The following is a 24,173-nucleotide window of genomic DNA, read 5'->3' as shown; positions in this document are numbered from 1 at the left end:
CTTCTATTAATAATGGTTTGGTTGTTTTTGATTTTGAATTGGCCTCAATCTGATTCGGAACATGTGTTGGTTACTTCAGAGCAGATGCAAACCATAGAAAAAGAAATGTTTTCTATGGGTATGCCTGTTGAAGCTCTGATGGAAAAAGTAGGGATTGGTATCTCTTCATGGATATTAGACAGACAAGGATTGATTGAAAATGGTGCAATCGTTTTAGTAGGCCCAGGGCACAATGGAGGAGATGGACTTGTTGTAGCAAGAGAACTTTATATGGCAGGCGTTGATATCTCTATTTGGTGTCCATTCCCATTGAAAAAAGAATTAACACAAAAACATTTCGACTATGCACTTCGAATAGGTATTAAAAACTTGGATCATAAACCTGATTCGAATTCTGATTCATTATGGATTGAGGCATTATTTGGATTAGGTCAATCAAGAATTATTTCTGATGAAATAGTTCACTTATTGAATAGGAAGAAGAAATCTAGTCCTGATAAACTTATTAGTATTGATGTTCCCGCTGGATTAGACTCAGATAACGGGAATCTAGTATCAAATACATCATTTAAAGCATCTTCTACAATATCTTTAGGCCTCTTTAAGACTGGGTTGATTCAAGATTCAGCTATTGATTTTGTCGGCGATTTAGAGAGAGTAGATATAGGGATCCCAGGTAAGATTTTGGCTGATCTTCCTGAAACACAGCCTCTACGGATTTCGTTTTCAGATTTATCTGATTTTGTTTGGCCTAAGCCAAGTAAAAGTAAAAGTAAATATCAAAGAGGAAGAGTTCTAGTAATTGCAGGAAGCGAAAAATATAGAGGAGCAGCTTACCTTGCTTTGAAGGGGGCTTTAGCAAGTGGAACTGGTAGTGTGAGCGCTTTATTGCCTCATTCAGTTTCATCTGCTCTTTGGAGTACTCATCCTGAAGTTTTATTGCTTGGAGATCTAAATACTTTTCAGGATGGTTCTTCAGATTTTTCCAAAGTTTTAAATGAAGTTGATTTGAATAGGTTTGACTCGATTTTGCTTGGACCAGGATTGGGGTTTGCAAAAGAAAAAGATTGTTTTGGCTATGACTTACAGGATTTCAAAGGCTTACTTGTTCTTGATGCTGATGCAATAAATAGGCTGTCGATAACTTCGAAAGGTTGGGAATGGCTAAATGATAGAAAAGGTCCTACTTGGCTTACCCCTCATCTTGAAGAATTTAAAAGGCTATTTCCTTTAGTTGATTGCTCGAATACCTTGAAGGCTGCGATAGCAGCTGCAAAAATTTGCAATTCTTCTGTCCTATTGAAATCTGCTCATAGTGTTATTTCTGATCCAGAGGGGAAAACCTGGCAAATAGGTCAAGTGAATTCAAGTGTTGCAAGAACTGGCTTTGGCGATGTTTTGGCTGGGTTTGTCTCAGGGATGGGTGCTTCTGGGCTCGCAAGTGCTGAAAAATTAGATACGAGTTTGCTTGCTGCGTCAGCTTTGATGCATGCATATGCTGGTGCTTTTTGCGTAAAAGGGAGCACAGCTAGCACTGTTTGCACTTTTCTTAGTGAATTAATAAAAAAAGAAAGCACCTGAAATGTTTTGAAACAACCATTTACAAGGCAATAAATGGTGGATTTGGTGCCATTTGTTAACTAATCATCAACAGAATCTGAAGCCTTCATGAAACCCAGGCATCTTTTGCGATTTCTATAGGAAAGTCTTATCACTTTGAAAAACGGGTCTAGAAACAATGGTTTCAACTGCACCCAAGCCTGCTGAATCTCAAAAACGACGCAGCAGTGATCCAATTAGTTGGTACCTTTCTTCTATAGGAAGAGTTCCTCTTTTAACACCAGCCGAAGAAATTGAACTTGGTAATCAGGTTCAAACAATGATGAGCCTTACCGAGGATGGTCAGATTAAGGAGGAAAGCAAAGAATTTAATTCACATCAAAGAAGACTGATTCGAATTGGAAGGAGGGCAAAGGAAAGAATGATGAAAGCCAATCTTCGGCTTGTTGTAAGCGTTGCAAAGAAATATCAAGGGAAGGGTCTTGAACTATTAGATTTAGTCCAAGAAGGTTCTCTTGGATTAGAAAGAGCAGTAGAAAAATTTGATCCAACTCGTGGTTATAAGTTCTCTACTTATGCTTTTTGGTGGATAAGGCAAAGCATGACAAGAGCGATTGCTTGTCAGTCAAGAACAATTCGATTACCTGTTCATTTAAGCGAGAGATTAGCGACCATTAGAAAAGTCAGCTTAGACTTGGCTCATAAGCTCGGAGCAATGCCTAGTCGTATTGAAATAGCTGAGGCGATGGAAATTGAGTTAGAAGAACTTGATTCGATTTTGAGACAAGCTCTTACTACTAGCAGTCTTGATGCACCCGTTAATGGTGATGAAGGCCGTAGTTTTTTAGGTGATCTAATAGCTGATGGCTCTGGTGAAGAACCGCTAGATAAAGTTGAACAAAAAATTCATCAAGAGCAACTTGGAAGATGGCTAAGTCATCTAAGCGAACAAGAACAGCACGTTATTAGGCTTAGATTTGGATTAGAGGGTAATGAAAGACATACTCTTGCAGAGATAGGAAGATTGTTACAGGTTTCTCGTGAGAGGGTTAGGCAAGTTGAGTTGAAAGCTTTAAGAAAATTGAGAAATCTTACGAGAAAGCTTCCAAGTGGAATTTGATTTTTATCTACTTTAGTTTTAGTTCTCTGCCCAGATATATTTTGTTAACTCGCTTGGATCAGGTTCTGGAGCGTTTAGAGCAAATTCAACAGCCTCATTAACTTCCAGATCAATTTCTTTCTCAATATTTTTTAACTCTTCATCAGAGACGAATCCAGAACTAGTTAAGTCATTTTTTAGCTTTTTAATTGGATCTTTTTCAGCCCAGAATTCCTTCTCTTTTTCAGACCTAAGTTCGTCTGGATCAGCAAGCGAATGGCCTCTAAATCTGTAAGTAAGACACTCTATTAAAGTAGGCCCTTCCCCGGCTCTTGCTCGTTCAATGGCTCTTTGAGCGGCCCCTCTTACAGCTAGCACGTCCATTCCATCAACCTCTTCTCCTGACATTCCAAATGCAGAAGCTTTTCTCCATATCTCTGTTTCACTAGTTGCTCTGTCATGGGCCATTCCAATTGCCCATTTATTATTTTCGACAACAAATATGATCGGTAATTTCCATAATTGGGCCATGTTTAAACATTCATAAAACTGACCAATATTGCATGTTCCATCCCCGAAAAAAGCTGCAGTTACAGAATCACTCTTCTCTTTAAGAGCCTCCCTTCTGTATTTGCTGGTGAAAGCAGCACCAAGTGCGACTGGAATACCTTCACCAATAAAAGCATAACCCCCAAGAAGATGATGTTCTTTTGAAAATAGGTGCATAGACCCCCCTCTCCCCTTGCTGCAGCCAGTCTCCTTGCCAAACAGCTCGCTCATTACCTCTTTTGCAGGAACTCCAGCACTCAAAGCATGAACATGATCTCTATATGTGCTGCAAAACCAGTCGTGTTTGCGTTTCATTGCACCAATTACACCTGTACTTATTGCTTCCTGCCCGTTGTAAAGATGAACAAAACCAAACATCTTTCCTCTGTAATACATTTCTGCACATTTATCTTCAAATCGTCTTCCCAAAGTCATATCTTTGAAAAGATTTAAACCAATTTCTCTGTTGATTTTGGCGGGTTTGGTGTTAGCTAAATGGCTTAGTCTATCTGCGTGTTCCCTGTTCTGAATAGGGTCTTGGCTGCTTTTGTCCTTGTTGTGAGTCATGACTTTGTTCATATTCACGTATCAATCCTTTTTAGACTTTAAGCGTCAATGGATGCAAAATGGATAAAACCCCTTACGATGCCTAGAGGTTTTTTACTAATTACCAAGCAGCGATTGGAATTACCTATTGATCATTTTCGCTTATTGGGGGTTAGCCCTTCCGCAAATGCTGAAGAAGTCCTCAGGGCTTTTCAGCTAAGGCTAGATCGTCCTCCCAAGCAAGGCTTTACTTATGAAGTTTTAGCTCAAAGAGCTGAGCTTCTAAGGCTTTCTGCTGATCTTTTGTCCAATCCTGCTGAACGACAATCTTACGAACTTGCCTTGATTCAGGGCTCGTCAGGACTTGAATTGTCTTCAAGTCGTGAAGTAGCAGGCTTGCTTCTTTTGTGGGAATCAAATTCCTCTTTGCAAGCTTTTAAACTTGCAAAGAAAGCACTCCAGCCACCACAAGCCCCTGCCTTGGGTAGTGGCAGAGAGTCTGATTTAACATTAATAGCAGCTTTGTCTTGTAGAGACGCCTCTATTGATGAGCAGGCATGCAGAAGATATGCCTCAGGGGCTGATTTACTCCAAGAGGGGATTCAGTTGCTTCAAAGGATGGGGAAGCTTGTTGAGGAAAGAAAAACCCTTGAGTCTGATCTGGAGACATTGCTTCCGTACAGAATACTTGATTTGTTAAGTAGAGAGAGTGAAGGAGAAAAATCTCATCAGGAAGGCCTGACTTTGTTGGAAGAATTTGTTAACAAAAGGGGCGGACTTGAAGGGAAAAGAAATTCGGAAAAAATAGCAGGATTAAATCAAAATGATTTTGAGCTATTTTTCCTCCAAATTAGAAGATTTTTAACTGCAAAAGAGCAATCAAAACTTTACTTGAATTGGTACCGAAGGGGATCAGAAGATGCTGGTTTTCTTGCTGCTTTTGCATTAATTGCTTCCGGCTTTTCTTATCGAAAACCAGAACTTTTGCAAGAGGCACGTAAATACCTTCGAAATATAAACATTAATGGTTTTGACCCTATGCCATTAATTGGATGTATCGATCTTTTATTGGGAGATGTGAAGCAAGCAGAGTCTCGTTTTAGAAGTAGTTCAGATGAGAAATTAAAAGATTGGCTGGATAATTATCCAGGTGAAACATTGGCTGCCCTTTGTGACTATTGCAGAAATTGGTTAAATAAAGATGTGTTGGTAGGTTTTAGTGATATTCAAATACAGGTAGTGAATCTTGATGATTGGTTCTCTAATCAAGAAGTACAGCTTTATGTGGAACAGTTAGAAACAAAAGGTGCATTAGCAATAGCAAAAGCAGGCTTTTCTTTCCTATCTTCTTTGTCCCCTGAACAAGAAATTGAGAATAAGTCATTATTAAACTTTGATGAAGAAGAAGCCGATTTGCCAATGCCAGGTGGGTCTTTGGATGACGTTTTGAAAGAAAAGTCTTTTAAATCACGATTGCAAAGCAAAGAAGCTTTATTGGGGACCGATATTTTTAAAAATATAGTTTCAAAATATTATTTAACTATTGAATTGATCAAAAGATTAGATTTCAAATCCTTCTTATCAAAACGACCAATTTTTACGAGTGCTTTTGCATTTATCGGTTTATTTATTATAGGGATAAGCTTTGGAACACTCACACAGAGAAGACTATCAGGAACTACTAATCTCAAAAACATTTCGACCTCTGAAGTTTTTAAAACAGAGGATATTAAAAACAATGATAGTGTCTCAAATAAAATAGGAAACGAAAAAGAAAAGTTTGATTTTGAAAAATCTGTTCCACTTACTTCGCCCTCTCCTACAGATCAAGAAATTAAATTTCTTATTGAATCATGGTTAAAGGGAAAAGCAGACATTTTGAGTGGTTTGGAAAGTCAACTTTTATCTTCTGTCGCATCTCCTAACCTATACAATATAGAAATTGAAAGAAGGAATAAATATAATAATCTAGGCCAAAAAATTATTATTGATGCGAGAATAACTTCAATTGATATTGTTAAAAAAACAAATAAAAGAGTAGAAGCAGATGTTGAAATGAAATATGAAGATAAAAAGATCAACTCTTCTGGGGATATTATTGAGTCAAGTGTTTATCCATCTCTAAAAGTAAAGTATATAATAGGTAAGAATAAAAATAACTGGCAATTAGTTGATTATATTAGTGGTAATTAAAAAATAAATTTTCAAATTAATTCTGAAACTCTAAGAAAATGTTTGAGGAACTATCCAACCAGTTTGAAGATGCAGTAAAAGCATTTAAGGGTGAAGCTAAGATTTCGGAGGAAAACGTTGATGAAGCCCTCAAGCAAGTAAGGCGAGCGCTCTTAGAAGCAGACGTCAGTTTATCTGTTGTAAAAGAATTTATCGAAGAAGTTAGAGTAAAGGCAGTTGGTACGGAAGTCGTAAGAGGTATAAATCCTGGCCAGAAATTTATTCAAGTTGTTCATGAGCAACTTGTAAATGTCATGGGGGGAGAGAATGATCCTTTGGCTAATTCAGATGAAAAACCAACTGTAATTTTAATGGCTGGGCTTCAGGGAGCTGGAAAAACTACAGCCACAGCGAAACTTGGATTGCTGCTGAAAGAAAAAAATCTAAAGCCATTGCTAGTGGCTGCTGATACATATAGACCAGCAGCTATTGATCAATTAGTAACTCTGGGAAATCAAATTGATGTAGAGGTTTTTAATTTAAGTTCCAATCTAAAGCCAGAAGAGATTGCAAGAAAAGGCTTGGAGAAAGCCAAAGAAGAAGGTTTTGATACTTTGCTTGTTGATACTGCCGGTCGGCTTCAAATTGACACAGAAATGATGGGTGAGATGGTTCGAATTAAAGAGGCTGTTCAACCAGATGAAGTTTTGTTGGTGGTTGATTCAATGATCGGCCAAGAGGCCGCGGACATTACCAGAAGCTTTCATGAGAAAGTTGGAATAACAGGAGCTGTTCTCACAAAACTTGATGGGGATTCGAGAGGTGGTGCTGCTCTTTCTATTAGGAAAATCAGTGGGAAACCGATCAAATTTATAGGTACTGGAGAAAAGGTTGAGGCATTGCAACCTTTTTATCCCGAGAGGATGGCTAGCAGAATCTTAGGGATGGGTGATGTTTTAACTCTTGTTGAAAAAGCACAGAAAGAAGTTGAAATTGCAGATGCAGAAATTATGCAAAAGAAGCTTCAAGAAGCAACTTTTGATTTCTCAGATTTCGTAAAGCAGATGAGGATGATAAAGCGAATGGGCTCATTAGGTGGCTTGCTGAAAATGATTCCTGGAATGAATAAAATTGATGATGGAATGATTAAAAGTGGAGAAGATCAATTAAAAAAAATTGAGGCAATGATTGGTTCAATGTCAGAAGAGGAAAGAAATAAACCTGAATTGTTAGCAGCACAACCTTCTAGACGTCGAAGAGTTGCTAGTGGTAGTGGTCATCAACCTGCAGACGTAGACAAGGTCCTCTCAGATTTTCAGAGGATGAGAGGCTTGATGAAGCAGATGTCTTCAGGAGGTGGACTCCCTGGAATGGAAGGAGGCCTCCCCGGGATGGGAGGACTTTCTGGTATGACCTCCTCAGGTGGTAATCAATATCAATCGAGGAAAGGAAGAGGAGGCCCTGGTTCGGCGCCCCGAAGACAGAGACCATTAAAGAAAAAGAAAGGCTTTGGTGATCTTTAGAGAAAACAAAAGGCTAAATTAATCATCTGTGGAGTATTATTAAGTTGAAGAACCTTTGAGTTCAATCCACTTACAAATAAATAAAAGATGATCAAGCTCCGCCTTAAGCGGTTTGGAAAAAAGCGTGAATCCAGTTTTCGTCTAGTTGCATGTAATAGCACATCAAGGCGAGATGGTCGCCCACTGCAAGAACTAGGCTTTTACAATCCAAGAACCAAAGAAACCCGATTAGATACTGAGGCTTTGAGAACTCGACTAGGACAAGGTGCACAGCCTACTGATGCTGTGAGAACTCTATTAGAAAAAGGAGGCCTTCTTGAGAAGAAAGTCCGACCAGCCGAGGTTATAGGTAAGCAAAAACAAGAAAAAGAGAGACTAGAAAAGAAAAAAGATGCAGCTGCATCGGAAACTTCTGAATAAGAAGTTTGGATGAGTATAAATAACTTCAAGAAAATTTATGTCTGAAGCAACCACTGAAGGTCGCTTTTGTATAGATCTTCCTGATTCCGAAGCTGCTACCGCTTTATCAGGGATTGGTCAGTCAACACTTCACAGACTGGAAACTCTAACTGGGGCAACTTTTTCTTTAAGGGGATTACAACTTGAAATAAAAGGAAATTCTTATCAATTAGAGAGAGCAGCAGCAATTGTTGAATTGGTGAGACCAATATGGCAAGAAGGACAAATTGTTTCGACCGTTGATTTACATGCTGCAGCTGGGGCCTTGGATATTGGAAAAAGCAATGATCACGCCAAATCAACAAATAAAGTTTTAGCAAGAAGTCAAAGAGGAAATCTTTTAAGGCCAAGAACAATTAGACAGAAAATTTATGTAGAAGCTATGGAAAAAAATGATCTTACTTTTGCTTTAGGTCCAGCAGGAACAGGAAAGACATTCTTAGCAACTTTACTTGCTGTGCGAATGCTTACAGAGAGAAAAATCGAGAAAATTATTTTGACAAGACCTGCAGTTGAAGCTGGAGAAAGATTGGGTTTTTTGCCAGGTGACCTACAGCAAAAAGTAGATCCTTATCTAAGACCTTTATATGATTCACTTCACTCGTTACTCGGACAAGAAAAAACTAATTTGCTTTTAGAAAAAAACGTTATTGAAGTTGCCCCACTGGCCTATATGCGAGGCAGGACTTTAGAACAATCTTTTGTAATACTTGATGAAGCCCAGAATACTACTCCAGCACAAATGAGAATGGTGCTTACAAGGCTTGGTGAAAGATCAAGAATGGTCGTAACAGGAGATATAACCCAAGTGGACTTACCATTCGGACAGATGAGTGGACTAACTGAAGCAGCAGATTTGCTAAAAAATGTTGATGGGATTTCAGTTTGCAGGCTTACCTCAGCAGATGTAGTAAGACATCCTCTTGTTCAAAGTGTTGTTGATGCTTATGCAGAACTTGATAAAAAAAAGACAATAGGGTGATCCGCATTCACATTTGTGAAGACTAATTTTTTTTGTGCCAGAATAGGTATAAATAAATATCTGGTGCGTTATGCCAGCAAACAGCAATTTTCAACAAGCTATTCGTGAAGCACAAACAAGTGCACTTATTGGCCCGAATGTAGTTAATAAAGCCTTGCCTTATGTAGGAGGAGGAATGGCTTTAACTGGATTAGGTGTTCTAGGAGGATTATCTTTGCAAGCCACTAACAATCCGCTATTTGGGCCTTTATTTATAGTCGCATTTATCGCAGAAATAGTTCTGTTTTTTATGGCCAGCAGCGCTGCCAACAACGCAAATAACTCTAAAGCACTTCCACTATTGACCGGATTCAGTTTATTAACTGGTTTTACTTTAAGCGGAATAGTTGGCTTGGCAATTCAAGTAGCAGGAATGGGCGCAATAGGAACAGCTGTATTTGCAACTGGAATTACTTTCGTTATTGCATCTTCTGTAGGTAGAAAAATGAGTGATAACGTCGGTCAAGCTTTGCAAGGCGCTGTTGGTCTTGGATTGCTAGGTTTAATTATCGCAATGGTTTTCCAGTTTATTGGTGGTTTGTTTGCTCCAGGGATGTTTGGAGGAAGTGGATTTGAATTAATGATTGCTGGCTTTGGAACTGTACTTTTTGTTGCGATGTCTTTTGTGGATTTCTACACAATGCCAAGAAGATACAACGATGAACAGTACTTAGCAGGAGCATTAGGGATGTATCTAACTTATATAAATTTGTTTGTTTTTGTTCTTCGTTTGATTATTGCTCTACAGGGTGGTGGAAGGAGAGATTGAGTCTGAGAAATTAAACATAAAAAAAGAGCCGAAAGGCTCTTTTTTTATGTTGCAACTTGATAAATACTTTCTGATATTGCCTTGATTTGTGCATCGTTGTAACACCATTTATTTAGGAACTTCAAGTCCGATCCATTCCCTTTTGTTGCTTCAAGTAATACATCTAAACGTTTTTTTACCTGAGAAGAATCTAAGAGTCTAAGCAATTCAATACACCGAATTTTTATTCTTTTTGATTGAATTTCCTGTGGATCTTTATTATTTTGATGTGTAATTATCATCGCTGAACTCATAGCAAGATTCTTCACGGTTAAGTCAACAACAATTTCTCCAGAACTTCTTAATTGAAAAATTAACGCATCAGGACATCTATCCATTAATGGGCAATCTATTGAGAGACTTACAACAAAAAAACCTCTTGCGCCCTCAACTGTTTTAATAAGCTCGCCAATTCGATCAGAAATCACTTCGTCACTTATTTCATCATTTTCCCAGCTTTTGCACCAAAGCATTGATGCTTGCATTGCCTCTTTAAAAGTTGGTTTCTTTTCATTCATGGTTTTATTGCTCTTTTAGAGTAAGGCTATAGATAATCGTAGAGAGAAAAAATGTCTTTAGGAGATTTAAATCAAGAGGATTTTAAGTCAGGATTTGTTGCATTAATAGGTCGACCCAATGTTGGGAAATCAACTTTTATAAACAAATTTATTGGTGAAAAAATAGCAATTACATCACCTATTGCTCAAACCACCAGAAATCGATTAAAAGCAATACTTACCAATGAAAAGTCGCAGATTATTTTTGTAGATACTCCTGGTATTCACAAACCCCATCATTTGTTAGGTGAAAGACTTGTTCAGAGTGCCAAAAGGTCTATAGGTGAGGTGGATGCAGTTTTACTTATTTTTGAAGCCAATCATTCTCCAGGTAAGGGGGATGCATTTATTTTAAATTTGATAAGAAATTTACAAATCCCAGTGATTGTTGCCTTGAATAAATGGGATCTAGTTCAGTTGAGTCAATTTAAAGAACGAAAGAAAGAATATTTAGACTTTTTTGAGGGGACAAATTGGCCAGTTTATTGTTGTAGCGCTCTTAAAGGAAGGGGATGTAATGATTTAATTTGTGAAATAGAAGAAAAACTGCCTCTTGGACCTCAGCTATATCCAAGTGATATGACTTGCGACCATCCTGAGAAGTTTTTGATGGCTGAATTTATTAGAGAACAAGTTTTAATCAATACACGCGAAGAAGTACCACATAGTGTTGCAGTCTCTATTGATAAAATTGTAGATATACCATCGAAAAAAAAATCTGAACAGAAATCAAGAACGGGAATTCTTGCAACTATTTGTGTTGAGAAAAAAAGCCAAAAAAGCATCTTAATTGGCAAAGGGGGGGGCATGTTGAAGAAAATTGGTAGGGAATCAAGAATGCAAATTCAAAATTTAATTAACGGAAATGTCTACTTAGAATTGTTTGTTAAAGTTGTTCCTGAATGGAGAAGTAAATCTTCTCGGCTTGATGAGTTTGGTTATGAAGGGAGCTAATTCATATGAGTAAATTGAGGTTTGATGTAGTAAGCCTTTTCCCAGAAGCATTTAAAAATTTTTTTAATCATGGGCTTATAAAAAAGGCTTTTGAGGAGAAGATCGCATCAATTTATCTACACAATCCTCGTGATCATGCAATAGATAATTATCGAAAAGTTGATGATGAACCCTACGGCGGAGGCGCTGGAATGGTCTTGAAGCCCGAACCTTATTTTTCGATATTGGATCAGATCCCAAAGCTTAATAAAAAAAGGATACTTTTGATGACTCCACAAGGTAGAAAAATATCTCAATCTGATTTTTCTAGATGGTCAAAAGAAGATCAACTCATATTGATATGTGGTAGCTACGAGGGGTTTGATGAAAGGATTCGGTCTATTGCTGATGAAGAAATTTCAATTGGAGACTTTGTTCTTACCGGTGGAGAAATTCCTGCAATAACTGTTATTAATGGAGTAGTACGTCTTTTGCCTGGAACTTTAGGCAGTGCCGAATCATTAAAAGAAGAAAGTCATAATGATTTTCTTTTAGAACACCCGCAATACACACGACCTTCAGAATTCAAAGGTATCAAAGTTCCTGAGGTCCTTCTAAGTGGTAACCATAAATTAATTAAAGAATGGAGGCAGAAGCAAAGAGAACTTAGGACACAGTCCCGTAGACCCGATTTGTTCGAACTTTGGAAGCACGACCAATTATCATTCAATAAGAGAAGTTCATTATTGAGAACTGAAGTGAGCTTACGAATAGGCAACGGTTATGACATGCACCGATTGGTTCCTGGTCGACCTTTAATACTTGGAGGTGTCAAGTTAAACCATCCTGAGGGCTTAGGCCTTGATGGGCATAGTGATGCAGATGTTCTTACTCATGCAATTATGGATGCCATACTAGGGGCGTTATCATTGGGTGATATTGGAAAGTATTTCCCTCCAGATGACCCTAAATGGAAAAATGCAGATAGTTTGATTCTTCTTGAACAAGTAATGGATTTAATTGAGAAGAAAGGTTGGCAAATTCAAAATATTGATTCAGTTATTGTTGCTGAAAGGCCAAAATTAAAACCTTATATTGACTTAATGAAGGAGAAAATATCTAAGAAAATAGGAGTTAACATTGATGATGTAGGAGTCAAAGCAACTACAAATGAGAAATTAGGTGCTGAGGGAAGAGAAGAAGGTATATGTTGCCATGCAGTTGTTTTGATGCAAAGAAATGAAAAAAAATAGAAAGAAAAATTTTATTGAAGAAATATTTAGGTTCCTTTTTCTGAGTTTGATTTTTCTATCTACTATTTTTGGAAACGTGAAAAATATTCAAGCTGAGTCTTTCTTGAAAGTGAATTTCCCAAAGGAATCTATTGTCGAGCACCTCAAGCTTGATGTCCCAAAAAAATTTAAATATGCTTGGTTAAAAGCTGAGGAAGGAAGTTGGGAGCCATGGTTGTTGAAACAAGATGGTTTTTTAGGACGCCAGCTTTTTTGGGATCCTAAGGTTGAAGAAGCAACTTTATTGATTGGTTGGGAATCAAGAGAAGTTTGGAAAAACATCTCTCAGACAGAGATAAATCTTGTCCAGCAGGATTTCGAAAAGATTGCCAGAGAGGAAACAGGTGTAAGCAGTGGAAATCCTTTCCCATTGATTTTTGAAGGAGAATTAAATCCTGAGTAAAGATGAGTGAATCAATTATTGATTTTCAGAGGCAAAGTCGACTGGGTGTAATTGAGGCCATATGGGGGGAGCATAAAACAATTGAACAAATTTCTAAAATATTGAATAAATATCAACTTGAGTCTGAAACTGCTTTGGTCACAAGACTTTCCAAAGAGAAAGCAGAAAAACTTTTAGTTGAATTTCCTTCTGCAGAATTTCATGAAATATCGGGTTGTTTGACTATGGGAGAGTTTAAGAAATCTAGTTCCTCTAGGGAAGAAGTAATAATTTTGACCGGAGGAACAAGTGATATTGGAGTGGCGTCAGAGGCTGAAATAGCTTTGAACGTGCATGGTATAAAAACTAAATTATTGATTGATGTTGGTGTCGCAGGACTTCACAGGCTGCTAAATAGGCTTGAAGAAATAAAATTAGCAAAAGTAGTGATTGCATGTGCCGGGATGGAGGGGGCTTTGCCTACGGTGCTCGCAGGATTAATACCTCAGCCAATTATCGGACTTCCTGTCTCAGTAGGCTATGGGATCAGTGGTGGTGGTAAAACCGCTATGGAGGGGATGCTTGCAAGTTGTGCTCCAGGATTATTGGTGGTGAATATTGATAATGGTTATGGCGCTGCGATGGCTGCGATTAGAATCTTGCAATCTTAATCTTTTTGTGAATCTATTTCTAGGACTTGTTCTAACCATAATTTCATTGAATTAGGCAGTAAACCCTTCTCATATCGAAAGATTGCTTCAGTAATAACTGGTGTGTTTATCCATTGAATAGTCTTAGCTCTCATCAAATTCTTTTCTTTTTCCTAAGTTGTGCCATTAACTCAAGGAGCGCAAGAGCAAACAAGTAGTTTTAAGGTTCTTCGTCATATTTGCTACCGAGCCTTGTTAACTCATCACTGTTGTTACTCGATTCAACATCGAGTAGACGAGTTACTAATTCTGATAAATCTCTTTGAGCAAGCTCTCCAGAGCTTTCCCATTTCATTGAGCGAGGTTCTGGTTGGGAAGAAGCCGACACTTCTAATTCTATTAAAAACTGTCATGGAATGCTAACCGTTATTTGTATTTTTTTGACCCTTGTTTACGTAAATAAAATGAAAAAAATATAAAGAAATCAGGTTTTTGGTTATTTTGCTTACTGACTTTATAAATGTTTAAGATTTGGATATTGAGTGATTAGCTCTTCTTCTCTCAAAGTTTCTCCTTCTCCGTCGGGTTGCCAGATAACTTCTAAGGCGATTAGCTCATTTGATGATATTGACCCCAGGATTCTCAAAGCCTCCGTAATTTTTTCGTTGTTTGCAGAGTTATTTAGTTTTAAGTTCTTTTTGGTCGCCACAAGAATAGTAATTGCGATGTATTCATTTGTTGAATCAGAATCACCAGGATTGGATTCATTATTTGTTGATTTACTTATTTGTCCTGAGACGTTTGAAGTGAGTTCTGCTTTTAACTTGCTTCTTTCAGTTATTGATATCCTATTAAATGTTGATTCTGCTGAGGCAAATGGAACGGAGCCTGTTTCTATATTTGAGTAGACCCATAGTTCAGGCTTCCTCAGTAATGCCAGAGTTGTATCCTGAAGAACTCTTTGAAGACCAGATGATGTTGAGGTGTTGGCCTGGGAAGCTAGATCTCTAAGCTTTATTTGAATTTCTTTTGCACTTGCTAATAAGCCAATTTGGAATTGTATCAAAGATACTTCGGATGGGTTTACTGATTGAGAAACAATTGATCTATTGCCTGAGTTTAAAAAACTTGAAGTATTTTTAACTGAATTAACAATCACGCCAACGATTGACATAAGTATTAAAAAACCAAAAATGCCACCACCACCAAAGCCAAATATGGGTAGTAAGAAAGGGAAACCAATCCCCCCGCCTCTATAGCCACTTCCATAGCCCCGAAAGTTGTTTCCTCCATAACCTCCGTAGTTTTGGCTTCTTGGTGCAGTAGGTGCCTGAAAACTTCCTCCACCGATTCGTCCTCCACTGGCCGCTGACGCCGATATGGGATTGATCAATAAAAAAGAGACAATTAATGATGAACTAACCAGAAAAGAGCAGAATCTTTTTCTTTTAAACCAGTTAAAGCGAGTAAAATTGAACACTTATTTTTATCGGAATTAATTAACTGTAGGAACCTCCGCCAACAATTGTCACAACCTCTAGGCAATCGCCATTTTTTATTTTTGTACTTATCCAATCTTTTGGGTTGATAATCAAACCATTTAACTCAACAACAACCAATTGGGTTTTATAACCTAAGTTTTCAAGTAAACCTTCTAGTAGAAAGTTTTCTTCAGAGTTTTCAATGGTTTTATTTTCCCCATTAATTTTTAAGTTCATTTTAAGAATTTAAGAAGCTCCTCAGTTTTAGAAAAGGCATTTGAATTAATGATTGCATCTGAAACTGCGATACGTAGATTGTTGACCCGGTTTAATTTTTTTATGTTTGAGCTATTGATTCCACCAATAGCAAATGCCGGAAGAACAGTCATCGCTAACCCCCTCTTAAGTTGATCAATTCCGATTGGATTTAGTTGTTTCTTTGTCTCAGAGGGAAAAATTGGCCCAATGCCAATATAATCACAGCCTTCCTCTTCGGCATTATGTATGTCTTCAAGGCAGTGCGTGCTTCGGCCAATAATCCTTTCTTCGCCTAGAAGCTTTCTCGCTATTTTTGTTGGCATATCTTCTTGGCCTAAATGAACACCATCAGCATCAACAGCAAGTGCGATATCGATTCGGTCATTGACTATAAAAAGTGAATTGTATTTTTTACAAAGAGAGGCTAAGCATTTCGCTTGAGAAATTTTTTCAAAATCATGTAAAAACTTTTCTCTGTATTGAACTATTTTTACACCGGCTTTAAGAGCTTCAAGAACTATCTCTTCGAGGTTTTTCCTGTTTGCGGTAATTAAATATAAGGAACAATCTTTTAAGGCTTTTCTTTTATCTATACCTTCAGCGGTATTAATCACTTTTATCTCGATCTCATAAGTTTCATATCTAATTTTAGTGGCTACTTCACAAAGCTTCGGATCTGTTAACCGAGTAAATTCTTCTATTACCCTTAAGGCTTCTTGAACTCTGGATGAGTTTGCAATAAATACAGCCTTAGGGGTAGTTCTGACTTTTTGTAAGGGATGTGAAACCCCCATCGCTGGGTCGCTTGAGGTAAGTCTTGCTTTCCTATAGATATTGTGATGATGGACTCCTAGTTGTTGCCTCCAGCCTTTGATTTGAATAGAAAAATCACTTCTTTTTAGACCAAATCTGCACCAATCTTCCATGACTCGAAGCCCTTCTCTAGCTCGATCAAGGTTCGCGTCAATCAATTGAGCAATACGATTATCAGATGGAGGGGTGACAGACATTGATTTCATGTCATCCTTTATTAGATGATATGTATCTAAATTTTATTGTGGAAAATGATTCTGAGAACAATATGACCGTGCTTATTTGGGGTGTTTTTTTATTGGGTGGCATAGGTTTATTTGTTGTGTGGGGATTATCTAACGCTTATCCCGCAATTAGTTAAATTTAGAGATTGCTTGTCAAAATTTTTTTTGCCAATATGGCATCTAAACTTATTTGTTCGCTGAGCGCTTTAATATTCTCAAACTTTTTTTGAAGCCGAATTCTTTGTACTGGTTCAATAGTTAATTCTTGTCCTAAAAGGTTGATTTCTTTATCTAGAATGTGAACTTCGACTGCTGATAATGAGCTTGAATCAATAGTTGGTTGAGGTCCCATATTCATAACAGCTGAAAAACGTTCTTTTTCGTTTTTTATGGAGGCCCAAGCTGCGTAAACCCCCAATGATGGAAGAAATTTACGCCCATCTATTTTTAAATTTGCAGTTGGCCATCCAATTTTTTTACCTAAACCCTTACCTTTCTCCACCGTTCCGGTGAAACTATATGGGCGGTTCAATAAATATTTAGCATGTTTTAAATCACCTTCTTTAAGTGCTTTGCGAATCCTGCTACTGCTCAGTCTTCCATCATGATCTTCGAGTATAGGAGTGATAGATATTTTTATTCCCAGAGATTCACCAATTCTCTTCAAAGTAGAAACGTCACCTTCTCTATTGCGACCAAACCTAAAATTTTCTCCAACCGATACGTGTTTGGCTTGAAGTGTTTTTACAAGAATTTCATATACAAATGTTTCAGCACTTTTAGAAGCAAGTATTTTATTAAATGGAACTAAAACTAATTGCTCTATTCCAAGTGGCTCTAGTAATGAAGTTTTCTCATTTGGTAAATCTAATCTTAATCTTGATTCTCCAAAGAGTACTTCGCGTGGGTGAGGCCAGAAGCTGACAACAGTTGGTATGCCAATAGGCTCTTTTAAGATAGCTTTTATTACTTTTTTATGACCTAAATGTAGGCCATCGAAACTGCCTAAAGCCAGTGCAGTGGGTAGTTTCGCGTTTTCAGGAGCACAGAGAGGGATCAAGATAAATGTGCAATTTTTGTGCTTAGATGGCAAATTTGAATTATCTCCTTATTCATAGTGATGGCAGCTCAACGTGACTTCCAATTGCTCTCTTTGGGAATGAGAAGAATTGGTTGGATTCGATTTTGGATTCAAACAATTTTGGGTGTAGTAGTAGTGGGGGTTTTGTTGTTTAACAATGTTGGAAGTAGTTTAGCCAGAAACTCAGAGAGAGCATTGGGACTAGGTCCAGGTTTGTCTCTTACCACTTTGGCCTTTATCCTATTGCTTTTTAGCCTTTGGCAAGGGTGGTTAATTGTCAAGACTGGCAGATCCCTCGATAGTGATGCAAGACCGGGAAGAGGTGAAACCAGCCGATTACTTAAGAGAGGTTTAATCATCGATTTGGTGGGATTAGTTTTTTCGTCGGTTGGATATCAATCCTTGGCAGGTGCTTTGTTTGTTCAAGCCTCTATGCAAGCTCCTGGAATATCAATAGGTGCAGGAATGAGGGCAATGGAAAATTATCCAATAACCTCTTTAGAAATGCTCTCTGTTTTAAGTAATACGCAGGTTTTATTTGCGCACTTAATTGGTTTGATTTTTTCTTTGTGGCTGTTGCAGAGGATTTATAGGAAAAACTGAGTTTTATATAAGTTTTGGTAAATCATCTAAATCACCTCTCCAAAAAAGATCAGGTTGAATAGGTGTCAAAGAAGGAGAACTTAAGGCTATTTGAGATACATCACTTGGCCATGCTCGAGGCCCCTCTCCAGCTGATTGAAGATCTTTTACAGCCTCTCCTGCCATCCAAAAATAGGTGTTACCTCTTGGATCTATCCGCCGAATGAATTGCTCCTCGTATTGTCTGATTGAAAGTCTTGTCCAAACTAAATTCCGCATCTCTTTTTCCTCACAAGGGGGAATATTTAAATTAAGGAGTAAGTTTTTTGGCCAACTTTGTTCAAGTGCTTTCTCAGCGATATCAATAGCAAGTTTTCCAGCAAAACCAAAATTTTTCCATTGAAAACTTGCTATGCTCACTGCAATAGAGGGGATTCCATCTAAAGTCCCTTCAAGTGCTGCTGCCACAGTCCCTGAGCAAAAAATATCTGTACCAAGATTTGGTCCATGATTTATTCCTGAAAGGATTAAATCTGGCTTTTGATCAAGAATTTCATTAAGAGCAAGTTTCACACAATCAGCGGGAGTTCCACTACATCCCCAAGCTTTAATACCTTCCCCAAACAATTCGTCTGCTTTTTCAGCTCGTATTGGCGAATGTAAAGTTAATCCATGTCCAGTTGCTGATCTTTCTTGATCGGGACAAACAACAGTAACTTTATGACCTCTGCTCGCAGCAGATGAGGCAAGTGTTCTTATCCCTTCTGCAAAAACTCCATCATCGTTACTAATTAAAATTCTTAATGGTTTCATTTTTTAGCTATTGGTTTTTAGAACATGGACTGGTTGCCGATTAAACTAATAACCGAGATTGGAATTCATTGAGTTCAACATTATCCCTGAAACAGCTCACTAGGGAGCTTGATATTTTAGAAAAAGAGGCTGCAAAAGAGATTACTGCAGCTGAAAGTTCTGAATCAATTGAAAAATTGAGGTTGGGTTTTCTCGGAAAGAAAGGGAAGCTTTCACTTCTATTAGGAGGGATGAAAAATCTTTCAAATGAAGAAAGACCTTTAATTGGTCAAAGAGCGAACGTGTTAAAAACACAATTGCAAGAATTAATAAAGGAAAAGCTTGAAATTATAAAAGCTCAAGCTCTAAATCAGATACTAATAAAAGAAACTATAGATGTTACAGCCCCTCCAAATGGTATTTCTCAAGGACATCGGCACCCCTTGATAACAACTACTGAGCAAATAATTGACCTTTTTTTGGGTCTTGGATATCAAGTTTCAGAAGGTCCTGAGATAGAAAATGATTTCTACAATTTTGAGGCACTAAATATACCGCTCGACCATCCTGCTAGAGATATGCAAGATACTTTTTATTTGGGAGGTAAGTATCTTTTAAGAACGCATACTTCTCCTGTACAGATTCGTTGTCTTGAAAGTAAGAAACCCCCAGTAAGGATCGTTTCTCCTGGTCGGGTGTATCGAAGAGATGCAGTTGATGCAACTCATTCTCCTGTTTTTCATCAAATAGAGGTATTGGCAATTGATGAAGATATCAATTTTAGCCATTTGAGAGGAACAGTAATGGCATTTTTAAAAGCATTTTTTGGAGACTTACCTATTCGTTTCAGAGCCAGTTATTTCCCATTTACTGAACCATCCGCGGAAGTTGATGTTCAATGGAGAGGAAAATGGTTAGAGGTAATGGGTTGTGGGATGGTTGATCCAGCCGTTTTAGAAGGATTAGGGATTGATCCAGAAAAATATAGTGGGTTTGCTGCTGGACTTGGAGTTGAGAGATTCTGTATGGTTAGGCATGGAATAGACGATATTCGAAAGTTATATACAAGCGACATGAGATTTTTAGAACAATTTTAAATTTAAATTTTTTTTGGAATTAATTTTTATTGTATTAAATAAATATTATTCACAATTTAATTGCTAATATCCAAAAATTCTTTGTAAGTATGATCGGTGCCCCGTGTCGGACTGATCGTTAATGATGGGAAAGAGCTTGCTGTTAAGACAGCAAAAACTTTTCAAAAAAGATTGGAGGATTGCGGCTTTGAAGTTATCAGAGTTAGCAGTTCGGGTGGCTTATTAGGTTTTACTAATCCTGATCAATATATGAGTTCACAAGGATACAACTCTTGTATACCTGAGGACTTTGATTCTTCAATTTTGCTTGCGATTGTGTTGGGTGGTGATGGCACTGTCTTGTCTGCAGCAAGACAAACTGCACCAATGGGAATTCCTATTCTCACCATAAATACAGGACATTTAGGCTTTTTGGCGGAGGCCTACCTTTCAGATATAGATAAAATTTTTAAACATCTTGCTTCAAGGCAGTGGAATATAGAAGCAAGAACCAGTCTAGTTATAAGTGTTATGAGAGGAGATCAATGTCGATGGGAAGCCCTATGTCTAAATGAAATGGCATTGCACAGAGAACCTATGACAAGCATGTGTCATTTTGAGATTTCTGTTGGTCGACATGCTCCCGTAGATATTTCTGCAGATGGTGTCATCCTTTCAACTCCTACTGGCTCAACTGCCTACTCGCTAAGCGCAGGGGGACCAGTAATTACTCCGGATTGTCCAGTTTTGCAACTTACCCCGATATCTCCACACTCGCTTGCCTCAAGAGCTCTTGTTTTTAGTGATGCAGAGCCAGTGACAGTTTTCCCTGCTACACCAGAAAGATTGATGATGGTTGTTGATGGGAGTGCAGGTTGTTATGTGTGGCCAGAGGATCGAGTTTTGATTAGAAAAAGTGATCATCCAGTTAAATTTATTAGACTTTCAGATCATGAGTTCTTTGAAGTTCTTAGAAATAAACTAGGTTGGGGTCTACCACATGTTGCAAAACCTGATAAGAGATAAGAATTATTGGATTTCGCCTTTCAAAATAAAAACAGGGTTTAAGGGAGATAATCTTATATCTTCTCCAATACTTACACCTCTATATGATTGATGTTGACTAATAGATAATTTGTGAACTTTAGGTTTCAAAATCGACTCTAACTTTGATATAGATTTTAAAGATATCAAAGGTATTATTACGATACAATAACTATTTATTAGCTTCAACACTTCTTCAACAATTAAATCTAAGCTTGATCCACCACCTCCTATAATAACTCTGTCTGGATGTAGAAGATTAGGTGATATCTTCTTTCCTTTGAATACATTTAATATTTCATCTTCGATTATTAAAGATGGACTTACGCCTGTCCTTTTTGCGTTCTCCTGAATTATATTTTTACTTCCAACCCTTTTATCAATTGATACTAATTTTAGATTGGGAGATATCCTTAATGCTTCCAATCCGATACTTCCGACGCCACTACCAATGTCCCAAAGCACACCTTGCTTTGGGACATTGAGTTCAGAAAGAAGTTGAACTCTAATTTCTCTTTTTGTCATTAACCCAGGACAATCTGGATTTTGAAGAAAAACTGAATCTTCAATTCCAAATAAAGGTAAATTATTTGAATGTATTGCCGGCTCTTCTTTTTTAAATAGAATAACTAGATGCAATGGATCTAAATCCTTTGGGAAATCCTCAATTGCATTAATTTTTATGATTCTTTCATTTTGATAGCCAAGCCTTTCAAAAGTCCAAAATTCATATTTTTCCATAAGATTTAATGAATCAAGTAATTTATAAACCTCCTGGGCACCTCCCCTGCTTGCGTCAATTAAAACCACAAGTGAAGAAGGAAGCTTTTTAATTGCTTTCTCAAATGGAAGAGGGTCTCTACCGTGCAGGCTGACCCATTTTGTATTTTGCCAAGGTTTACCAAGTCGGGAAAAAGCCAATTGAAAACTTGTAGCAGCTGGTTCAAAATAAAGTTTTGATAAAGGAAAGTTTTGTATTAGTAATCTACCAATTCCAAACCAAAGAGGATCACCACCAGAAAACACAATTGTTTTTCTTTCTTCCTTTTTTAATGCTTCTATAAATTCTTTTAGCTTATCAGTCGCAATGAATTCAAAATTATGATGTTTTATATTTTTTTCCTCCAACCAAGTTTTGAATGAATCTAGGATTCTTTTTGGACCAGTGATTCTCTCAGCTTGAAAAATTGTTTTTTTTTTGGCTTCAAAAAAACTTTCAACATTTGAAGTATCAACTCCTATTACGTGTATCTGAATTGACTCATTAGCCATGGTTTAAATAAATGGACGTAGAAAAATTTCTTTTTTTTATAGCTTCACTATTTTTTAGAGGAAAATCAACTAAAACTTCAATAGTAAGTCTAAAAAGATTTGTGAATCTTAAAAAAAATGAAGCTGAGGAGCACCTAAACAGAAGATCCCGTCTGCATGAAATTTTGATAGCTCTGATTAAGCAGCAAAAAGATTTAGAACTAATGGACGACGGTGTCCAAGTCTTTGAAAATTCTATTCAGCAATCAGAAAAATATGATCCATCCAAAATAGTTGAACGCAATCAACGTATCATGAAGAAATATCAGTCACTCGTTCGTTCAGCAATAGCATTAGATGCATTACTTGAATCAGAAGATTACAACATTAGTAATGGAAGGATTTCATGATTTAGTTCGTCTGATAATTTCTTGTCTTTTAATTAGTTGCTTTTTGTTTACGAATGCAAATACAAGTTTGGCAGATTCAAAAGTTTTTTTAAATGATCAGAAAAAAGAAATTAAAAGAAGCTTAGAGAGCCTCAAAGACTTGGATTACCAAAATTGGCAGATTATTGTCTATCCAAATTCAAATGATTCCAAGAAATTGATTTTAAGAATTGTAGGCTATCCAGGCTCATTAAGGATTGATCATCCAACTAATTTGATTGTTAATTCAGGTAGGAAGACTTGGTATTTAAAAGACACATCAAAAAATAGTAAAATTAACGAACAAATTTTGAATGATTCTGCTGCAGAATTCGATATCAGTCCTCTGATTTCAGACTTGGATAAAAACAGACCACTAAGAATCAAATTGCCTGGATTGATAAATGAATTACCAATACCGCCATACTTGGTGAGTGAATGGAGATCATTAGAAAAACAAAATGATTAATTTGCCTGAGAATCAAAAAACATGGGTTCCTTGGATGAGACGTGCAATTCAATTAGCTTTGTTGGCAGAAGGTAGAACAAGCCCAAACCCTCTTGTGGGGGCAATTGTATTGGACTCCAGCGGAAGACTTGTTGGAGAAGGATTTCATACAGGAGCAGGTAACCCTCATGCTGAAATTGAAGCACTTACTCAAGCTGGAAAGAAATCGATAAATGGAACGATCGTTGTAACTTTAGAACCCTGTTGCCATTATGGTTTGACCCCTCCCTGTACAGAAGCAATATTAAATGCGGGGTTGAAAAAAGTTGTTATTGGGATGGTTGATCCAGACCCACGAGTTTCTGGTGATGGGATTCGAAGATTAAAAGACTCGGGACTTGAAGTGATTCAGGGCGTTTTAAATCAAGAATGTGAATCTATCAATCGCGAATTTAGTTTTCGAGTGCGTCATGGTCGCCCTTGGGGAATTCTTAAATGGGCAATGAGCTTGGATGGAAGAATTGGTTTGCCAAATGGATGTAGTAAGTGGATTTCAGGCAGACAGTCTAGGAATTCCGTTCATCAAATAAGATCAAAATGTGATGCAGTAATTGTTGGAGGAGGAACAGTACGCACTGATAATCCTCTTTTGACTTCAAGAGGAAAATCAAATTTTGAACCTATAAGGGTTGTTTTTTCTAGAACTTTGGATTTGCCAAATTCTGCAAAACTTTGGGATACGAAAATTGCTAAAACCATAATTGCTTATGGGCCAGAGGGGGATGAAGCTTTTTTTTCTGATTTACCAGACGGTCCAGAAAAATTAAGACTCAATTCTGATGATCCATCCGAATTGATGACCGCACTTTCTCACCAGGGTTGTAACAAAATTCTTTGGGAATGTGGTCCTCTTCTAGCTACTAGTGCAATAGAGTCTAACTGTGTTCAGGAATTAGTAGTTTTTATGGCACCAAAACTCATAGGGGGCAATTCTGCAATGAGTCCTCTCAACAGTTTTGGATTTGAATCAATAGATTCCACCTACAAATTGCAACATTCTCATTTAGAACGAAAAGGAGAAGATCTTTGTTGGAGTCTACTTATTTAGAGCTTTAATTTTGTTTAAATAGATATTCGTTCGGAT

Annotated in this window: 28 protein-coding genes; 18 read left to right on the top strand and 10 right to left on the bottom strand. The window is 37.4% G+C overall.

What is annotated here, in order from left to right:
* The first annotated feature begins 12 nt into the window (after positions 1–12).
* Positions 13–1,581, top strand: coding sequence for an NAD(P)H-hydrate dehydratase (locus tag AC6EIY_RS05270; protein WP_498508001.1), 1,569 nt, complete (start codon positions 13–15; stop codon positions 1,579–1,581).
* A 157-nt stretch (positions 1,582–1,738) separates the two neighbouring features.
* On the top strand, positions 1,739–2,680 hold the full coding sequence (locus AC6EIY_RS05265; protein WP_498507999.1) for an RpoD/SigA family RNA polymerase sigma factor: 942 nt from the start codon (positions 1,739–1,741) through the stop codon (positions 2,678–2,680).
* A gap of 18 nt (positions 2,681–2,698) precedes the next feature.
* On the opposite strand, the gene pdhA is transcribed toward AC6EIY_RS05265, so the two are convergent.
* Positions 2,699–3,775, bottom strand: coding sequence for a pyruvate dehydrogenase (acetyl-transferring) E1 component subunit alpha (gene pdhA / locus AC6EIY_RS05260; protein WP_498507998.1), 1,077 nt, complete (start codon positions 3,773–3,775; stop codon positions 2,699–2,701).
* Between the two features lie 114 nt (positions 3,776–3,889).
* Here pdhA and AC6EIY_RS05255 point away from each other — a divergent pair, with 114 nt between their 5' ends.
* From AC6EIY_RS05255 to AC6EIY_RS05235, 5 genes are all read left to right on the top strand, one after another.
* A complete protein-coding gene (locus AC6EIY_RS05255; protein ID WP_498508154.1) occupies positions 3,890–5,947 on the top strand; it encodes an IMS domain-containing protein in 2,058 nt (685 codons plus the stop codon).
* Between the two features lie 38 nt (positions 5,948–5,985).
* Complete coding sequence (gene ffh, locus AC6EIY_RS05250; RefSeq protein WP_498507997.1) at positions 5,986–7,449, top strand: signal recognition particle protein; 1,464 nt, start codon at positions 5,986–5,988, stop codon at positions 7,447–7,449.
* 87 nt (positions 7,450–7,536) lie between these two features.
* Positions 7,537–7,869, top strand: coding sequence for a 30S ribosomal protein S16 (gene rpsP / locus AC6EIY_RS05245; protein WP_498507995.1), 333 nt, complete (start codon positions 7,537–7,539; stop codon positions 7,867–7,869).
* A gap of 37 nt (positions 7,870–7,906) precedes the next feature.
* Positions 7,907–8,890: a PhoH family protein gene (locus tag AC6EIY_RS05240; protein WP_498507994.1), complete on the top strand. Its 984-nt coding sequence runs from the start codon at positions 7,907–7,909 to the stop codon at positions 8,888–8,890.
* 70 nt (positions 8,891–8,960) lie between these two features.
* Entirely contained in the window at positions 8,961–9,698 is a 738-nt protein-coding gene (locus tag AC6EIY_RS05235) for a Bax inhibitor-1/YccA family protein (protein ID WP_498507993.1), read from the top strand.
* Positions 9,699–9,742: 44 nt separating this feature from the next.
* On the opposite strand, the gene AC6EIY_RS05230 is transcribed toward AC6EIY_RS05235, so the two are convergent.
* Positions 9,743–10,255: a sll1618 family protein gene (locus AC6EIY_RS05230; protein ID WP_498507992.1), complete on the bottom strand. Its 513-nt coding sequence runs from the start codon at positions 10,253–10,255 to the stop codon at positions 9,743–9,745.
* Between the two features lie 51 nt (positions 10,256–10,306).
* On the opposite strand from AC6EIY_RS05230, the gene era reads away from it, so the two are divergent.
* From era to larB, 4 genes are read left to right on the top strand one after another with little or no spacing between them, the layout of a single operon-like run.
* Positions 10,307–11,248, top strand: a complete 942-nt coding sequence (era, locus tag AC6EIY_RS05225; protein WP_498507991.1) for a GTPase Era — start codon at positions 10,307–10,309, stop codon at positions 11,246–11,248.
* Between the two features lie 5 nt (positions 11,249–11,253).
* The gene (trmD, locus tag AC6EIY_RS05220) at positions 11,254–12,480 is read left to right on the top strand and encodes a tRNA (guanosine(37)-N1)-methyltransferase TrmD (protein ID WP_498507990.1); all 1,227 of its coding nucleotides are present in this window, start codon (positions 11,254–11,256) and stop codon (positions 12,478–12,480) included.
* Positions 12,467–12,922 (top strand): TIGR03792 family protein, encoded by a 456-nt coding sequence (locus tag AC6EIY_RS05215; RefSeq protein ID WP_498507988.1) that lies wholly within the window; start codon positions 12,467–12,469, stop codon positions 12,920–12,922. Before trmD ends, AC6EIY_RS05215 begins: the two co-directional genes overlap by 14 nt.
* Positions 12,923–12,924: 2 nt before the next feature.
* Positions 12,925–13,572, top strand: coding sequence for a nickel pincer cofactor biosynthesis protein LarB (gene larB / locus AC6EIY_RS05210; RefSeq protein WP_498507987.1), 648 nt, complete (start codon positions 12,925–12,927; stop codon positions 13,570–13,572).
* Here the strand turns inward: larB and AC6EIY_RS05205 are convergent.
* From AC6EIY_RS05205 to AC6EIY_RS05185, 5 genes are all read right to left on the bottom strand, one after another.
* Complete coding sequence (locus AC6EIY_RS05205; protein WP_498507986.1) at positions 13,569–13,706, bottom strand: hypothetical protein; 138 nt, start codon at positions 13,704–13,706, stop codon at positions 13,569–13,571. The two genes, larB and AC6EIY_RS05205, sit on opposite strands and share 4 nt — an antisense overlap.
* Before the next feature lie 65 nt (positions 13,707–13,771).
* Entirely contained in the window at positions 13,772–13,939 is a 168-nt protein-coding gene (locus AC6EIY_RS05200) for a DUF8633 family putative protein (RefSeq protein ID WP_498507985.1), read from the bottom strand.
* A 126-nt stretch (positions 13,940–14,065) separates the two neighbouring features.
* Positions 14,066–15,031 (bottom strand): DUF1517 domain-containing protein, encoded by a 966-nt coding sequence (locus AC6EIY_RS05195; RefSeq protein ID WP_498507983.1) that lies wholly within the window; start codon positions 15,029–15,031, stop codon positions 14,066–14,068.
* Positions 15,032–15,050: 19 nt separating this feature from the next.
* Positions 15,051–15,269, bottom strand: a complete 219-nt coding sequence (gene thiS / locus AC6EIY_RS05190) for a sulfur carrier protein ThiS (RefSeq protein WP_498507982.1) — start codon at positions 15,267–15,269, stop codon at positions 15,051–15,053.
* Positions 15,266–16,309 carry a thiamine phosphate synthase gene (locus AC6EIY_RS05185; protein ID WP_498507981.1) on the bottom strand — a complete coding sequence of 348 codons (1,044 nt, stop codon included), beginning with the start codon at positions 16,307–16,309 and terminating at the stop codon, positions 15,266–15,268. Before AC6EIY_RS05185 ends, thiS begins: the two co-directional genes overlap by 4 nt.
* Before the next feature lie 20 nt (positions 16,310–16,329).
* Between AC6EIY_RS05185 and AC6EIY_RS05180 the strand changes: the two genes are divergently transcribed.
* Positions 16,330–16,464 carry a hypothetical protein gene (locus tag AC6EIY_RS05180; protein WP_498507980.1) on the top strand — a complete coding sequence of 45 codons (135 nt, stop codon included), beginning with the start codon at positions 16,330–16,332 and terminating at the stop codon, positions 16,462–16,464.
* Between the two features lie 2 nt (positions 16,465–16,466).
* On the opposite strand, the gene AC6EIY_RS05175 is transcribed toward AC6EIY_RS05180, so the two are convergent.
* Positions 16,467–17,387, bottom strand: coding sequence for a bifunctional riboflavin kinase/FAD synthetase (locus AC6EIY_RS05175; protein ID WP_498507979.1), 921 nt, complete (start codon positions 17,385–17,387; stop codon positions 16,467–16,469).
* Positions 17,388–17,447: 60 nt separating this feature from the next.
* On the opposite strand from AC6EIY_RS05175, the gene AC6EIY_RS05170 reads away from it, so the two are divergent.
* Positions 17,448–18,011, top strand: coding sequence for a DUF3611 family protein (locus AC6EIY_RS05170; RefSeq protein ID WP_498508153.1), 564 nt, complete (start codon positions 17,448–17,450; stop codon positions 18,009–18,011).
* 3 nt (positions 18,012–18,014) lie between these two features.
* Here AC6EIY_RS05170 and surE read toward each other — a convergent pair whose 3' ends face one another.
* Positions 18,015–18,803 (bottom strand): 5'/3'-nucleotidase SurE, encoded by a 789-nt coding sequence (gene surE / locus AC6EIY_RS05165; RefSeq protein WP_498507978.1) that lies wholly within the window; start codon positions 18,801–18,803, stop codon positions 18,015–18,017.
* Between the two features lie 68 nt (positions 18,804–18,871).
* On the opposite strand from surE, the gene pheS reads away from it, so the two are divergent.
* Together pheS and AC6EIY_RS05155 are read left to right on the top strand one after the other, a co-directional pair.
* Positions 18,872–19,879 carry a phenylalanine--tRNA ligase subunit alpha gene (gene pheS, locus AC6EIY_RS05160; RefSeq protein WP_498507976.1) on the top strand — a complete coding sequence of 336 codons (1,008 nt, stop codon included), beginning with the start codon at positions 18,872–18,874 and terminating at the stop codon, positions 19,877–19,879.
* 96 nt (positions 19,880–19,975) lie between these two features.
* The gene (locus AC6EIY_RS05155; protein WP_498507975.1) at positions 19,976–20,884 is read left to right on the top strand and encodes an NAD(+) kinase; all 909 of its coding nucleotides are present in this window, start codon (positions 19,976–19,978) and stop codon (positions 20,882–20,884) included.
* A gap of 3 nt (positions 20,885–20,887) precedes the next feature.
* Here AC6EIY_RS05155 and cbiE read toward each other — a convergent pair whose 3' ends face one another.
* Positions 20,888–22,174, bottom strand: coding sequence for a precorrin-6y C5,15-methyltransferase (decarboxylating) subunit CbiE (cbiE, locus tag AC6EIY_RS05150; RefSeq protein WP_498507974.1), 1,287 nt, complete (start codon positions 22,172–22,174; stop codon positions 20,888–20,890).
* A gap of 101 nt (positions 22,175–22,275) precedes the next feature.
* Here cbiE and AC6EIY_RS05145 point away from each other — a divergent pair, with 101 nt between their 5' ends.
* The 3 genes from AC6EIY_RS05145 to ribD are packed head-to-tail and all read left to right on the top strand — an operon-like array spanning position 22,276 to position 24,137.
* Positions 22,276–22,563: a DUF8678 family protein gene (locus AC6EIY_RS05145; RefSeq protein ID WP_498507973.1), complete on the top strand. Its 288-nt coding sequence runs from the start codon at positions 22,276–22,278 to the stop codon at positions 22,561–22,563.
* Positions 22,547–23,050 (top strand): DUF3122 domain-containing protein, encoded by a 504-nt coding sequence (locus AC6EIY_RS05140; RefSeq protein ID WP_498507972.1) that lies wholly within the window; start codon positions 22,547–22,549, stop codon positions 23,048–23,050. Before AC6EIY_RS05145 ends, AC6EIY_RS05140 begins: the two co-directional genes overlap by 17 nt.
* A complete protein-coding gene (ribD, locus tag AC6EIY_RS05135) occupies positions 23,043–24,137 on the top strand; it encodes a bifunctional diaminohydroxyphosphoribosylaminopyrimidine deaminase/5-amino-6-(5-phosphoribosylamino)uracil reductase RibD (RefSeq protein WP_498507971.1) in 1,095 nt (364 codons plus the stop codon). The genes AC6EIY_RS05140 and ribD overlap by 8 nt, the downstream gene beginning before the upstream one ends.
* The last annotated feature ends 36 nt before the right edge of the window (positions 24,138–24,173 follow it).

The sequence above is a fragment of the Prochlorococcus sp. MIT2304 genome (assembly GCF_059772405.1).
The sequence above is the reverse complement of the archived record's forward strand: the minus strand, read 5'-3'. Positions and strand labels throughout refer to the sequence as shown.

Coding starts and splice junctions, on each gene's coding strand:
- AC6EIY_RS05270 (WP_498508001.1), top strand. CDS start 13: ATGGTTTGGTTGTTTTTGATTTTGAATTGGCCTCAATCTGATTCGGAA.
- AC6EIY_RS05265 (WP_498507999.1), top strand. CDS start 1,739: ATGGTTTCAACTGCACCCAAGCCTGCTGAATCTCAAAAACGACGCAGC.
- pdhA (WP_498507998.1), bottom strand. CDS start 3,775: ATGACTCACAACAAGGACAAAAGCAGCCAAGACCCTATTCAGAACAGG.
- ffh (WP_498507997.1), top strand. CDS start 5,986: ATGTTTGAGGAACTATCCAACCAGTTTGAAGATGCAGTAAAAGCATTT.
- rpsP (WP_498507995.1), top strand. CDS start 7,537: ATGATCAAGCTCCGCCTTAAGCGGTTTGGAAAAAAGCGTGAATCCAGT.
- AC6EIY_RS05240 (WP_498507994.1), top strand. CDS start 7,907: ATGTCTGAAGCAACCACTGAAGGTCGCTTTTGTATAGATCTTCCTGAT.
- AC6EIY_RS05235 (WP_498507993.1), top strand. CDS start 8,961: ATGCCAGCAAACAGCAATTTTCAACAAGCTATTCGTGAAGCACAAACA.
- AC6EIY_RS05230 (WP_498507992.1), bottom strand. CDS start 10,255: ATGAATGAAAAGAAACCAACTTTTAAAGAGGCAATGCAAGCATCAATG.
- era (WP_498507991.1), top strand. CDS start 10,307: ATGTCTTTAGGAGATTTAAATCAAGAGGATTTTAAGTCAGGATTTGTT.
- trmD (WP_498507990.1), top strand. CDS start 11,254: ATGAGTAAATTGAGGTTTGATGTAGTAAGCCTTTTCCCAGAAGCATTT.
- AC6EIY_RS05215 (WP_498507988.1), top strand. CDS start 12,467: ATGAAAAAAAATAGAAAGAAAAATTTTATTGAAGAAATATTTAGGTTC.
- larB (WP_498507987.1), top strand. CDS start 12,925: ATGAGTGAATCAATTATTGATTTTCAGAGGCAAAGTCGACTGGGTGTA.
- AC6EIY_RS05205 (WP_498507986.1), bottom strand. CDS start 13,706: ATGAGAGCTAAGACTATTCAATGGATAAACACACCAGTTATTACTGAA.
- thiS (WP_498507982.1), bottom strand. CDS start 15,269: ATGAACTTAAAAATTAATGGGGAAAATAAAACCATTGAAAACTCTGAA.
- AC6EIY_RS05185 (WP_498507981.1), bottom strand. CDS start 16,309: ATGAAATCAATGTCTGTCACCCCTCCATCTGATAATCGTATTGCTCAA.
- AC6EIY_RS05180 (WP_498507980.1), top strand. CDS start 16,330: ATGTATCTAAATTTTATTGTGGAAAATGATTCTGAGAACAATATGACC.
- AC6EIY_RS05170 (WP_498508153.1), top strand. CDS start 17,448: ATGGCAGCTCAACGTGACTTCCAATTGCTCTCTTTGGGAATGAGAAGA.
- surE (WP_498507978.1), bottom strand. CDS start 18,803: ATGAAACCATTAAGAATTTTAATTAGTAACGATGATGGAGTTTTTGCA.
- cbiE (WP_498507974.1), bottom strand. CDS start 22,174: ATGGCTAATGAGTCAATTCAGATACACGTAATAGGAGTTGATACTTCA.
- AC6EIY_RS05140 (WP_498507972.1), top strand. CDS start 22,547: ATGGAAGGATTTCATGATTTAGTTCGTCTGATAATTTCTTGTCTTTTA.
- ribD (WP_498507971.1), top strand. CDS start 23,043: ATGATTAATTTGCCTGAGAATCAAAAAACATGGGTTCCTTGGATGAGA.